The organism is Granulicella sp. WH15, from assembly GCF_009914315.1.
Lineage (GTDB): Bacteria > Acidobacteriota > Terriglobia > Terriglobales > Acidobacteriaceae > Edaphobacter.
Map to the genome: position 1 here is coordinate 548176 of NZ_CP042596.1, position 13324 is coordinate 561499.

Below are 13324 nucleotides of genomic sequence, written 5' to 3' on the forward strand. Positions count from 1 at the left end.
CAGGCGGATCCGTCTACACAGCATTCGCCGGGCAGCACGGGGAGGTTCGATGCGTCGTTTCGTTACGTTAGCTATACTGCTCCTTTTCACGCTCCCCTTTGGAGCATCCATCGCCGGTTGTGGCAAGAAAACTGCCGTCACTTTTTGCAACGGCAGCGCCGGTCTGGTGGTGGGGCAGCTAACCCTCCTGACGCTCCAGCCCCGACTCACCGGCATCTCGCTCAATCAGGGTGAGATCGGGCAGATCTCCACGCCCACCGGGGCCGACTGCAAAGGCAGCAACGTCTCGGTCAGCAGCTTCACCTACGGTACCCAGAACCAGGCCCTCGTCGACGTCCAGCCCACCACCGGCCGTCTCTGCGCCGGTACCTGGAACCGCAACACCGGCGGCGCCATCCCCGACTACACCACCTGCATCCCCAACAACCTGACCGGGACCACCTACGTCACCGCCACGGCCGACGGCGTCACCAGCAACCCGCTCGCCGTCTACGTACACCCCATCGTCACCAGCATCATCCTCGGCCTGCCCTCGACTAACTGCGTCACAGATCCGGCCAGTAACTGCGCCCTCGATCCCACCCAGACCAACGGCTGCAGCACCGCCGCCGTCTCCTCCTCGGGCTTCCCCAACTACAACGAGACCAGTTGCGTCTCCCAGGGGGCGATCGTTCAGCTCGCCGCCCGCGTCTACAAGGGCAGCAACACCGGCCTCTCGTCCAACAACATTAGCTGCCTTGTAGGCCCGCTCACCTTCTCGGCCCAGTCCACGACCACGGGCTCCACGGTCACGGCCTCGAACATCGTCACCATCAACCAGGTCGGCCAGGCGACCGCGGGCCAGCCCGGCTCGGTCGTCATCAACGCCTCGACGTCGGACTCCTCCAGCTCGGCCGGATTCTTCTCCACCTGCCCGCCCAAGACCATCACGCTCGCCTACCCCGGCGCGACCGGCTCCAGCATCAACGTCAACCAGAACAATCCGCAGCAGGTTGTGTCCACGGTGGTCGACACCAACAACAACCCCATGACCAACGTGAGCCTGGAGTATGTCTCCACCGCTCCGACCATTATTCCCATCGCCGGAGCCGTCGCTACCCCGGCCTTCCCCGGTGCGGCGGCCGTCACGGCCCTCTGCCAGCCCCCGGCCTGCAACACCGCGCCGTTCAACCAGATCGGCCTCTTCGGCAACGGTCTTCCGGTCACCTCGAACCCGCTGACGATCAACACCCCCGGCACCAGCAGCTCTGTACTCTATGTCGGCAGCACCGACTCCCAGTACATCCTGCCGGTCGACTTCACTAACCAGAACGCCGGAACCCCGGTGCGCCTGCCCTTTGCGCCCAACTCCATGGTGCTCAGCCAGGACCTGACGACCCTCTACATGGGCTCAACGACCGAGCTGATGGTGATGAACGCCGCCACCACAGCCCTGACCAGCGAGAACAACACGGTCTCAGGCTCGGTGCTCGCCGTCTCGCCCAACAACGCTGTCGTCGTCATCTCCGACCCTGTCCGCAAGCTGACCTACCTCTATAACTCCTCGGGCAGTGTCGCCACCCAGTACGGAGCCGTGGGCATCAAGGCCGAGTGGACGCCGGACAGCAACACGGTCTACATCGTCACCAACGACAACCACCTGCTCACCTACTCCACCTACACCGGCTGGAACCTGACCGACCTGACCGGAACCACCACCGCCGTCAGCGACCTCGCCATCACGGTGCCCAACTCCGGCGTCTTCCTCGCCGGAGCGCCGGAGACCGCGCGCACGGTCTGCCCCAACAGCACTCCCGGCAGCGGAACCGGCGTGGCCCAGACCGTGACCAACGTCTTCTACCCGCTCGCCGACACCACCAGCGTCACGTCGAACGGCGTAGCCGCAACCAACGACGGCCAGCACATCCTCAGCGCGAACACGACCCAGTTCGCCGATATCAAGGTCAGCGTTCCGCGTGGAGCTTGCCCCACCTCCGGCACACCCACCTTCGCTCCGCAGACCGTGGTCACTCCCGCGCTGGCCGGCGTCACCGCCGACAGCATCACGGGCGTCGTCGCTACCTCGGACTCGGCCTACGGCTTTGTCACCTATACCGGCACGGGCGGCGTGATCCCGCAGTACGATCCCGCGACCTCCACGCTGAGCAACATCACGCTCAGCGGTACGGCCACGGCTCCTGTGGCTGCGGTCATCAGCACGGATAACCAGTTGGTCTTCGTCGGCACCTCGGGCGACAACCTGATTCACATTCTGACCCGCGGAACCAGTGGATTCGCGGATTCCACCTCCACCACCGGCATCCCGATTCCGCTGGCTCCTCTGCTTCCCTCCATCACGGGCAGCGGTTTTGCCACGCCGAATCTGCTGGCACAGCGGCCACGCAAGCTCACCAGCTAATCGGCTGCAAGCCACGAAAAAGCCCCGCGACGATCCGTCGCGGGGCTTTTTTGTGGTCCGTAGAACACGGTGTTTTGTCGTTCTAACGTGGTCAGGTGACACGGAAAAACGTGGTGAACTACCCCAGCCGGGCCTTCAACAGATCCCGGGCGATGGCATCGAGCACCCCGTTCAGGAAGTGGATCGACTCCGGCGCGGCATACCTCCGGGCGATCTCGAGGCTCTCGTTGATGATGACCGCTGCCGGGGTCTTGGGGTAACCGAGCATCTCGCCTACAGCGCCTCGCAGCAGGCTGCGGTCCACCACCGGCATACGCTCCAGCCGCCAGTTTTGCGCGTGGCCCTCGATGAGGGCGTCGATCTCGGTCTGGCGCGAGGTGGCCAGACGGTAGAGGTCTTCGGCGAAGCCGCGAGTTTCCTCATCTACATCGGTCACGGAGGCCCAGAAGAGCTTGCGGACTTCGTTGGGGTTCTGCTTGCCCAGATCGCCCTGGAAGAGCATCTGCATGGTCAGTTCGCGGGATTTGCGGCGGGTGCCCATTATGCGTCCACCCCGGCCGCTTTCTTTCCTAGTTTGCGCTGGATAGACACCATCTCGATGGCCGCGCTGGCGGCCTCGAAGCCCTTGTTGCCCGCCTTGAGTCCGGCACGGTCGAGCGCCTGTTCGAGTGTTTCGCAGGTGAGCACGCCGAAGGCGTGGGGGATGCCGGTCTCCTGCTGGGATTGGCCGATGCCGCGGGCTACTTCGTTGTAAATCGCCTCGTAGTGAGCGGTCTCGCCGCGCAGAAGGCAGCCCAGGGTGATGATGGCGTCGTACTGCTTCGACTCGGCCAGGGTACGGGCGGCGTTGGGAATCTCCCAGGCTCCGGGGACGCGAACGACTTGCACGTCGGCACGGGCCGCGCCGCTGCGGTGCAGGCAGTCGAGCGAGCCTTGCAGCAGGCGGTCGGTGATGACCGTGTTCCAGCGGGTGGTGATGACCGCAAACTTCATCCCTACAGCGGAGAGGTCACCTTCGAGCGCGTCGGGCTGGCCGTGAAGGGGGTTCTCCGACTGCCAGAAGCCTAGTTCGAGGCCGCTTGAAAGCCGAACGGTGAAGAGGCGCGAGTTCCAGTGGGTCTCCTCAACTACGGAGAGGCGGGTGGAGACCTCTTCGGCCGGGTAGCGGGCGCTCAGCCACTTTGAGAGGGTGGCATGGAGGTGGTCCAGTTGGGTGGTCTCGATGAGAACCGGGGGGACGGAGGGGATGCGGCCGGTGACCAGCTCCAGGTTGCCGACGGGAGCGAGAAGGGCGGAGCCGCGGCCCTCGGCGTTCTGCCAGCCCTTGCCTTGTTCGAATCCAAGCGCAGTAAACAGGCTCGTCAGTTCGTCGAGCTCGTTAGGTGCGGCGATCTGCTGGACGAGGGTTATTCCTTTAATCATAAGTTTGATTGTAGAAGACGGCGGGGGAGTGAGTGTCATCGCAATATCTTTTGTTTCCCACCAACGGTGTGTGTTTGAGGCGCTGAGACAAGTGTGGAAGTCACGAAGTGACCGCCCTCCGCGCAGGAGGGCCGTCCGGCAGGACAGGTTTGTGGCAGGGATAGGGCGGGCTTTCAGCCCTCGGGTTCCGGTTCATACGGTTACCTAGGGCTTCGCCCTAGGCTGGTATAGGACGCGCCTTCAGCGCTTTTCGTCCGGCAGGATTTTGGGGTGGGGTGAGGAAAACATGCCTCGGGGGTAAAGCCCGCTTGCTTCTGGGTAGGTTGGTAGGTCCGGGCTTTAACCCGGACCTATCCCAGAGGCAACAGCAACGGCAACGGCAAAAACAACAGCAACGGCAAAAACAACAGCAACAGCAAAAACAGCAACAACTGCAAAAGCAACAGCAACGGCAACGGCAAAAGCAGATTCCTCCGCTTCGCTCCTGAATGACAACCAAGAAAACAGGCAACAGCAAGAACAAGTACAGGCAACAGCAAGAACAAGGACAAGCAACAGCAGGAACAAGGACAGGCAACAACAGCAGCAACGGCTGGTCGTGGCTGGGGGATTGTGTGCCTTCCTACCCTAACGGCGATGATGCCGTCGTGAGGGTGGGGCACTCGGAAGGTGTGTGGACAGGGTGTAGTGGGTGGCCCCATGTCTCAGAGATGAGACATGGGGTATTCCTATTTGACACCTAATTGGTTACTCATTTTTTCTTGTTACTTCTTTGGTTACAAGTTACTCTTCGTCGCTGCGGAGGCGGGCTATGACGGCGAAGTCTTCTAGGGTGGTGGTGTCGCCGGTGACCGTGCCTGTCGTGGCCAGCTCGCGGAGGAGGCGGCGCATGATCTTGCCGGAGCGAGTTTTGGGGAGAGTCTGGGTGAAGCGCACGTCGTCAGGGCGGGCTAGTGCTCCGATCTCTTTCGCTACCCACTGGCGCAGCTCCTGCTTCAATGCATCGGTGGGTTCGTGGCCCTCTTCCAGCGTGACGAAGACGGCAATGGCCTGTCCCTTCAGGTCGTCGGGACGGCCTACTACTGCGGCCTCCGCTACCTTCGAGTGGGCTACCAGGGCCGACTCGATCTCCATCGTGCCCAGGCGGTGGCCGCTGACGTTGATGACATCGTCGACGCGGCCCATGATCCAGAAGTAGCCGTCGGCGTCCTGACGTGCGCCGTCGCCGGTGAAGTAGCAGCCGGGGATGTGGTCGAAGTAGGCTGCCTGGTAGCGGGCGGGGTTGCCGTAGACCGTCCGGGCCATCGAAGGCCAAGGTTTGCGGATGACCAGAAGGCCGCCTTGACCAACAGGGACGGGCTCTCCCGTTTTTGTAACAATTTCAGGCACAATTCCGAAGAAGGGCCTTGTGGCTGAGCCGGGCTTGGTGGCGATGGCTCCGGGGATCGGCGTAATCATGATGGCTCCGTTCTCGGTCTGCCACCAGGTGTCGACGATGGGGCAGCGCTCGTGGCCGATCTCGCGGTGATACCACATCCAGGCCTCGGGGTTGATGGGCTCGCCTACTGTGCCGAGCAGGCGCAGGGAGGCCAGCGAGTAAGGCTTGACCCAGTGGTCGCCCCACTTGATGAAGGCGCGGATGGCCGTGGGGGCGGTGTAGAGGATGGAGATTTTGTGGCTGTCGATGAGCTTCCAGAAGCGGTCCGGCTCGGGCCAGTTGGGCGCGCCCTCATAGATCATGACCGTCGCGCCGTTTTGCAGCGGGCCGTAGACGACGTAGCTGTGGCCGGTGATCCAGCCGATGTCGGCGGTGCAGAAGTAGACGTCTTCGTCGCGGATGTCGAAGATGTACTTGGTCGTCAGGTAGCTGCCGACCGAGTAGCCGCCGGTGGTGTGGACCAGGCCCTTGGGCGTGCCCGTGGTGCCCGAGGTGTAGAGGATGAAGAGAGGGTCTTCGGCGTCCATCGGTTCGGGCGGGCAGATGGGCGAGGCGGCGGCCATGAGGTCGTGCCACCAGTGGTCGCGGCCGGGGTGCATGGTGGTCTGGGTTTTGGTGACCGGTGCTCCCTCTACCGTGTCGCGACGGTAGACGATGACGTTGCGGATGCTGGGGCAGCGGACGACGGCCTCGTCGACGATGGCCTTGAGGGTGATCTCGGTGCCGCGGCGGTAGCTGATGTCCTGGGTGAGGACGGCGACGCACTCGGAGTCGTTGATGCGGTCGACGAGGGCGTGGGCGGCGAAGCCTCCGAAGACGACGGAGTGGACTGCGCCGATGCGGGCGCAGGCGAGGAGCGCGACGGCCAGCTCGGGGCACATGCTCATGTAGACGGCGACGCGGTCGCCTTTGCGGATGCCGAGGCCGAGGAGGACGTTGGCGAAGCGCTGTACCTGCTCGTGCAGCTCGCCGTAGGTGAGGCGGCGGACCTCGCCGGGCTCGCCCTCCCAGAGGATCGCGATCTTGTCGCGGCGCGAGCCGAGGGCGTGGCGGTCGACGCAGTTGTGGCTGAGGTTGAGGCGGCCGCCATTGAACCAGGTAGCGTTGCCCATGGTGCCTTCGAGGACTGTCGTCCAGGGGGTGAACCAGTCCAGCTCTCGGGCGGCGTCGGCCCAGAAGGCCTCCGGCTCTTCGACGCTGCGGCGGTACATGGCCTCCCACTGTGGGAGGTTCTGAATGTGGGCCTTGGCGGCAAACTCCGCCGGAGGAGGAAAGACGCGGTTTTCGCGCAGCATGGATTGCATGTTTTCGTTGTGCGGTTCAGCTTCTACGTGTGCGGGCTCTGCATTCTTCGGCAAACGAGTCTCCCCTGAATTGTTCTCGCAAAAAAGGTACGCTACGCCATCAACGATGAGCAAATGGCGCTCGGCGAAGGCGTGAATCGAAAGGGGATGAACCCGAAGAGTTATGACCTTTGGGCTGCGGAATCAGGGAATATCGCTGGCCAAAGCTGCTCCGGTTGCCGTAGAAGAGGGGAGCACAATTCGATGGCGGACGAAGTATCTCGGAGCGTCGCCAATGAATCAAAGACTGAGTAACCTGGAGCCCCGACATGGCGCTTTCCTTTCTTGACCGCAGCCGCTCCATCGCCCCAGAGGGCTACAGCCGCTGGCTTGTTCCCCCCGCCGCACTGGCCATCCACCTCTCCATCGGGCAGGTTTACTCGTTCTCCGTCTTCAAGAATCCACTGCTGGCGTTGCACGCGGCGGATGGGTCGAGCTGGAACCTGAAGGCGGTGGGGTACATCTTCTCCATTGCCATTGCGTTTTTGGGGATCTCGGCGGCGTTGTTTGGGGCTTGGCTGGAGAAGGCCGGGCCGCGGCGGGCGATGTTTTATGCCGCCTGTTGCTTCGGCGCGGGGTTCTGGATCGCCGCGGCCGGGGCCAGTATGCACAGCCTGACGCTGATCTATCTGGGGTATGGGGTGATCGGCGGGATCGGGCTGGGGCTGGGGTATATCTCGCCCGTGTCGACGCTCATCAAGTGGTTTCCGGATCGTCCGGGGCTGGCTACGGGGTTGGCCATTATGGGGTTCGGCGGCGGCGCGATGATCGGATCGCCGCTGGCTACGCAGTTGATGGCGCACTTCAAGGCGGCGGGGCAGCCTGCGATCCCCTACACCTTTGTGACGATGGGGCTGCTGTACTTCTTTTTTATGATGTTCGGGGTGTTTACGATCCGCGTGCCGCGCGAGGGATGGAAGCCGGAGGGGTGGTCGGGGCAGAACAAGACCTCGGCGCTGATCTCGACCCACAATGTGGCCGTGACGGAGGCTTGGAAGACGCCGCAGTTCTGGCTGCTTTGGGTGATTTTGTTTACCAACGTGACAGCCGGGATCGGGATTCTGGAGCAGGCTTCACCGATGATTCAGGACTTCTTCAAGGGGTCGGTGGGGCCGGTGGCGGCGGGCGGGTTTGTGGGGCTGCTGAGCATCTTCAACATGGCCGGAAGGTTCTTCTGGGCGTCGATGTCGGACTTCCTTGGGCGCAAGGTGACTTACTTTATCTTCTTTGTGCTGGGGACGGGGCTGTTCTTCCTGCTGCCGCTGACGCGCGGGGATCATATGAACTCGGTGCCGCTGTTTGTGGGGGTTGCGGCGGTGATTCTCTCGATGTACGGGGGTGGGTTTGCGACGATTCCGGCTTACCTGAAGGATCTGTTTGGTGGGTATAACGTCTCGGCGATTCACGGGCGGCTGCTTACGGCATGGTCGACTGCGGGAATTGTCGGGCCGCTGATTGTGAATGGGATTCTGGACCACTATGTGGAGAATCATCTGAACAAGCAGGAGGCTTATCCGATCATTCAGCACATTATGGCGGCGTTGCTGATCGTCGGATTTGTGGCTAACCTGCTGGTTCGGCCGGTGGCGGAGCGGCATTGGATGAAGGAACAGAACCTGGAGCCGGTGGGGGCGGGGCATTGATCCCCGTGTACGAGGAGGATTGTTATGGCAGACGTTAAGAAGTCATCGCCGATCTTGATTGCGGCCGCCTGGATATTGGTGATTGTGCCTGCGGCCTGGGGTTTGAACTATACCGTGCAGAGTGCGTTGAAGCTCTTCCACTGAGGTACTTCGTACCGTTCTCGGAGCGGTATGGGAGGGATCAGCAGCATCGGCCTCGCGTTGGTCGGCAGCAGGAATCTTTGTGTCCTCCCAGCGGTAAGGGCAAAGAACGGGCGACGGTAAAGAGAATGGGGCCATGTCTCGGGTTTGAGACATGGCCCCATTGGTTTTGGTAGCGGTTTATTTTGCGGGCATCTGGGATTCGAACCAGGCCAACTCGCGCTCGATGCGGTCGCGGATGTGGTCGGGGTCGCGGAAGCCGTGGCCCTCGTTGGGGTAGATGACAAGCTGCGTCTTGACGCCCTGGGCGCGGAGGGCGTGCCAGAACTCGAACGACTGCGGAGCCGGGCACTCGCCGTCACGGTCGCCGACCAGGACCAGCGTCGGGGTGGTGACGCGCTTGATGAACTCGATGGCCGAGGACTTGGCGTAGACGGCGGGATCGTCGTAGACGCTGGCGCCGAAGAACGGCGTCATCCACTGGTCGATGGAGTTCTGGCCGTAGTAGCTCTTCCAGTTGGAGATGCCTGCCCCGGCGACAGCGGCGTGGAAGCGGTGGGTCTGGGTGACGCCGAACATGGTCATAAACCCGCCGTAGCTCCAGCCGTTGAGGGCTTCGCGCTCAGGGTCGATGGAGACCTTCTGCTCGACCGCGTCCATGCCCTTGAGGATGTCGCTGAGGTCGCCGTAGCCGAAGTCCTTGCGGTTGGCGGCGGTGAACTTTTCGCCCTGGCCGAAGCTGCCGCGAGGGTTGGGCTGGAACTCGAAGTAGCCGAGCTGCGACCAGGTGGAGCCGTCCCAGCGGGCGCTGGCCGAGGCGGACGGGCCTCCGTGGACGGTGACGATGAGAGGGTATTTTTTGTGGGAGTCGTAGTCAGCCGGGTAGGTGAGCCAGCCCTGGACGTGGAAGCCCTCGTTCTGCCACTCGATGGATTCGACGCGGGCCTGGGGCTTGAGACCGTCGTTGAGGTGGGTGATCTGGTGAAGAGATTGCGGGTCGCCGGCCCAGATCTCGGGCGGCGTGGCGTGGCTGGAGCGGACGAAGGCCAGGGTGCCGGTGCGGGAGACGGAGACGGCCATCTTGATGGGGCCGCCGGTGATGTTGGCTTCGCCGAGGTCGATGGAGCCCTCTTCGGTGTGGGAGTCGGTGTTGTAGGCGGAGAGGAGGGAGTGGCCGCTGCGGTCTTCGGCGAAGCCGATGGTGTGGCTGTTCTGCCAGACGAGGTAGGTGGGGGTGCCGTCGATGTCGGGGGTGATGTCGGTGGGGTCGCCGCCGGTGGCGGGGACTACCCAGATGTCGCCGCCGGTGGAGCCCTGATCGGACATGAGGCCGCCGATGAAGGCGATGTTCTTGCCGTCGGGGGAGAAGCGGGGGACTGCGATCTGGAGGCCGTGGAGGGCCGTGGAGGTGGTGTTGGGGTCGAAGACTACGGTGGGCTGCGCGCCGGGGGCGATGCTGTAGAGCTTGGCGATCCACCAGGTGTTTTCGCCGGGCGGGTTGGCGGCGATGAAGGTCAGGCTCTTCGAGTCAGGCGCGTGGTCGAACTCGTAGACATGGAGGCTGGCGGGGGTGAGGAACTGGCCTTTGCCGTCGGCGAGCGAGACCGAGTAGACGCGCTGGATCTCGACGCCGTCTTCGCCGATGACGCCGGACCAGGGTTTCATGGGGGCGAGGGCTCCGGCGGAGCGGGTGGCGTTTTCTACGAAGAGGAAGGCTAGGGATTTGCCGTCGGGGGTGAAGGCTGCCTGCTGAAAGATGCCGGTGAGGTGCGTGAGCTGGCGGATGGCTCCCGTGGCGCGGGTGTAGAGGAAGAGCTGGGGCTGCTCTTTTTCTTTTTCAGGCAGGCAGTTGGAGGTGAAGGCCAGGGTCTGGGAGTCGGGGGACCAGACGGGGGCGGAGTTGGCGCACTCGGCGGCGCTGGATGGGGTGATGGTTTTTTCCTGCTTGGGCTGGGCCAGGTCCGTCAGGCGGAGAGAGCCGCGTAGGGTCCAGGCGAGGGTGGTGCCGTCGGGCGAGAGGGCTACTGCGGATGGGGTTTTGGTGCGGCCTGCCTGGGCCAGAAGGGCGGTGAGGCGCGGGTCGTGGTGGGCGAGCGGCGGCATGGGGGCGGGATTGCCGCTTTGGGCGATGGATGTTCCGGTGAGGAGGAGGGAACAGAGGAGGGTGAGGGCACGCGAGGTCATTTTTTGAACGTATCACCTTGCAGCGTGGGCGGAGGGGTCTTTTGAGGGGGAAGGATTTTGATCCCGACCAGCGGGAGGACCGAGCGACGCAGTAAAAAGACGTGTGAACGCCCGCTCTCCGCGCAGGAGGACCGTCCGGCAGGACAGTCTTTGCATCTTTTACAGAAAGAGTTCCTCAGCGGCTAAAGCCGGTTTATCGGCGTGCTCAGATGGCACGGCTGAAGCCGTGCCCTTAATGGTCTGGGCTGGGTTGAAGAAAGCATACCTCGGGGGCTGAAGCCCGCGTCTGGGGCAGGTTTTAATGTCCGGGCTAAAGCCCGGACCTACCCCAGAAGCAACGGCAAAAACAGAAGCAGATTCCTCCGCTTCGCTCCTGAATGACAACCAAGAAACCTGAATGACAACCAAGAAAACAGGCAACAGCAAGAGCAGGCCGTAGCCCTCCCGGATTGGTGGTGCTTAGTCTTTGGGGCGTTCCCAGGGTTGGAGGACCTTGACCGAGGACATGCCTGCGCGGGTGGCGGACTCGATGCCCATGTCGGTGTCTTCGAAGACGAGGCAGTCCTTGGGGGCGATGCCGAGGCGCTCGGCGGCCAGCAGGAATGGTTCGGGATCAGGTTTGCCGCGCTTGTAGTCGCCCGCACAGACCAGGGTTTCGAAGCGGTCGAGGATGCCGAGGGTCTCGAGTGAGGCGACGACCGAGTCGCGGGTGCTGCCTGAGACTACGGCGAAGGGGATCTTGCCGTGGGTGAGGTGGATGTGCTCGAGTACCTCGGGGACGGCCTGGAGTTGCGGCAGGACCTCGAAGTAGTGCTCCTCCTTGCGCTGGGCGACCTCAGCGACCGGCATGGAGAGGCCGTGCTTCTGGTTGAGCGTGGAGATGATCTCGGCTACCGGCATCCCGCCCCAGGCGTAGAAGAGGTCTTCGGGGAACTCGCAGCTCCACTCGGCGAGGGCCTTGTTCCAGGCGATCCAGTGCAGCGGCATGGAGTCGACGATGGTGCCGTCGCAGTCGAAGAGATAGGCTTTGAAGGGGCCGTCGGGAAGGGAGAGCTTCATAGTGAGAGGGTCCTTTTTCGTTGATTGACTGAGGTTATGCGGTGTTTGTTACAAAGTGAGGAAGCAGTCTCTTTAGGCTAACGCATGGGTGGGCGGGGGCTGGCAAGGGGGACAGGGCTGGAAGGGCGTTTTTTCAGGGAAAACTCCAGAAAAAAAGCTCGGAATCCTTGACCCTGAGGAAAACCCTTGGTATCGTAAGAAGGTTGCAATCCCTACGGGTGTGCAGCGCAGCAAGAGCAAGTCATTCTGCGCTACACTGGTAGGCAAGAGTTTTACCGCATGGCCTTCCGTTTGTCTGGATTTACTCTCGGAAAAGCCTGTTTTATGCGGCCCTTCGCCATCGTGTCTGCGCCACCCTCCACCTTGGATGGGCTATGCGGGCCGGAACAGCGAAACGGAATCGGCCCTCCGGCTAGTCTTTGAGAGCGATCTTCAAAGGCCCAAAGGGGCGCTCGGTCACCGTCGACTGTATTTCGTCTGAATGTAGTACCAGACGTACAGCTTGGGAACAATCCTTGCGAGAGGCGCTTTGAGCGTCCTCACTTTTTTGCGCGTTATGCGTAAGGGAGTCGAAATCGCGGCGGACCCGGGATGTACGCGACAAGTTTAGATGTCTCTGTGCGCGAGAGGTTGAGCGCGCACTCCCTGAAGTCGCAGTGTGCAACATTTGCTGTACCGCAATATCTGTACCGCAATACAAGGAGCTTTGAGTGCCTACGTTCCATCAGCTCGTCAAGCAGGGCCGCACGCCCACCCGTTACAAGACTGCCAGCCCCGCGCTGCAGGGCTCGCCTCAGCGTCGCGGCGTCTGCACCCGCGTCTACACCCAGACCCCCAAGAAGCCGAACTCGGCGCTCCGCAAGGTTGCGCGCGTTCGCCTGACGAACGGGATCGAAGTGACGACCTACATTCCGGGCATCGGCCACAACCTGCAGGAGCACTCGATTGTGCTCATCCGCGGCGGCCGTGTGAAGGACCTGCCGGGTGTGCGTTACCACGTTGTGCGCGGTACGCTCGACTCGGTCGGCGTGGCCAAGCGGATGCAGAGCCGTTCCAAGTACGGCGCTAAGCGTCCGAAGGCGCAGGCTAAGTAAATTTTTTGCGAGCGGCCGAAGCGATTCGGCCGCTTGTATGTGTGTACGAGCTGCAAAACAAGTTCAGGTCTTGAGAAGTCAACGGCCCTGAAGGAAGAAGAGAAGAGCAATGCCGAGAAAAGGTTATATCGCGAAGCGTGAGGTCAGCCCTGACCCCGTTTATGGTTCGACGCTGGTAACGAAGTTCGTGAACTCGATGATGTGGGGCGGCAAGAAGTCGACCGCGCAGGGCATCTTCTATACCGCGATGACGAACCTGGAGCAGAAGGGTGGCGACGAGGCCCTGAAGCTGTTCAAGAAGGCGATTGAGAACTGCAAGCCGCTGCTCGAGGTAAAGAGCCGGCGTGTGGGCGGCGCGAACTACCAGGTGCCGATCGAAGTGCTGCCGGAGCGTCGTACCTCGCTCGCGATCCGCTGGCTGGTGACGTATGGCCGCGCGCGTGGCGAGAAGGGCATGGTCGACAAGTTGACCGCCGAGCTGCTGGATGCCGCCAATGGCCGTGGAGCCGCGATGAAGAAGAAGGAAGACGTTCATCGCATGGCTGAGGCTAACAAGGCGTTCGCGCACTATCGCTGGTAAAGCAGGGCTTCGCTGAAAGTCT

General features: G+C 62.4%; 10 protein-coding genes. 4 read left to right on the forward strand and 6 right to left on the reverse strand.

What is annotated here, in order from left to right:
* The first annotated feature begins 49 nt into the window (after window positions 1-49).
* Window positions 50-2398: a hypothetical protein gene (locus FTO74_RS02400; protein ID WP_162536710.1), complete on the forward strand. Its 2349-nt coding sequence runs from the start codon at window positions 50-52 to the stop codon at window positions 2396-2398.
* A 118-nt stretch (window positions 2399-2516) separates the two neighbouring features.
* On the opposite strand, the gene nusB is transcribed toward FTO74_RS02400, so the two are convergent.
* The 4 genes from nusB to acs all read right to left on the reverse strand — a co-directional run bounded on the left by nusB (window position 2517) and on the right by acs (window position 6553).
* Window positions 2517-2939: a transcription antitermination factor NusB gene (gene nusB / locus FTO74_RS02405; RefSeq protein ID WP_162536711.1), complete on the reverse strand. Its 423-nt coding sequence runs from the start codon at window positions 2937-2939 to the stop codon at window positions 2517-2519.
* Window positions 2939-3820 carry a 6,7-dimethyl-8-ribityllumazine synthase gene (gene ribH / locus FTO74_RS02410; protein ID WP_162536712.1) on the reverse strand — a complete coding sequence of 294 codons (882 nt, stop codon included), beginning with the start codon at window positions 3818-3820 and terminating at the stop codon, window positions 2939-2941. The genes nusB and ribH overlap by 1 nt, the downstream gene beginning before the upstream one ends.
* Window positions 3821-4159: 339 nt before the next feature.
* Complete coding sequence (locus FTO74_RS02415) at window positions 4160-4387, reverse strand: hypothetical protein (protein WP_162536713.1); 228 nt, start codon at window positions 4385-4387, stop codon at window positions 4160-4162.
* Window positions 4388-4603: 216 nt separating this feature from the next.
* Window positions 4604-6553 (reverse strand): acetate--CoA ligase, encoded by a 1950-nt coding sequence (acs, locus tag FTO74_RS02420; protein WP_255462458.1) that lies wholly within the window; start codon window positions 6551-6553, stop codon window positions 4604-4606.
* A 317-nt stretch (window positions 6554-6870) separates the two neighbouring features.
* Here acs and FTO74_RS02425 point away from each other — a divergent pair, with 317 nt between their 5' ends.
* Window positions 6871-8244: an OFA family MFS transporter gene (locus tag FTO74_RS02425; RefSeq protein WP_162536714.1), complete on the forward strand. Its 1374-nt coding sequence runs from the start codon at window positions 6871-6873 to the stop codon at window positions 8242-8244.
* Window positions 8245-8565: 321 nt separating this feature from the next.
* Here FTO74_RS02425 and FTO74_RS02435 read toward each other — a convergent pair whose 3' ends face one another.
* Window positions 8566-10569: a S9 family peptidase gene (locus tag FTO74_RS02435; RefSeq protein ID WP_162536716.1), complete on the reverse strand. Its 2004-nt coding sequence runs from the start codon at window positions 10567-10569 to the stop codon at window positions 8566-8568.
* A 459-nt stretch (window positions 10570-11028) separates the two neighbouring features.
* Complete coding sequence (locus tag FTO74_RS02440) at window positions 11029-11628, reverse strand: HAD family phosphatase (protein ID WP_162536717.1); 600 nt, start codon at window positions 11626-11628, stop codon at window positions 11029-11031.
* A 710-nt stretch (window positions 11629-12338) separates the two neighbouring features.
* On the opposite strand from FTO74_RS02440, the gene rpsL reads away from it, so the two are divergent.
* Both rpsL and rpsG read left to right on the forward strand, forming a co-directional pair.
* Complete coding sequence (rpsL, locus tag FTO74_RS02445; RefSeq protein WP_162536718.1) at window positions 12339-12722, forward strand: 30S ribosomal protein S12; 384 nt, start codon at window positions 12339-12341, stop codon at window positions 12720-12722.
* Window positions 12723-12831: 109 nt separating this feature from the next.
* A complete protein-coding gene (rpsG, locus tag FTO74_RS02450) occupies window positions 12832-13302 on the forward strand; it encodes a 30S ribosomal protein S7 (protein ID WP_162536719.1) in 471 nt (156 codons plus the stop codon).
* The last annotated feature ends 22 nt before the right edge of the window (window positions 13303-13324 follow it).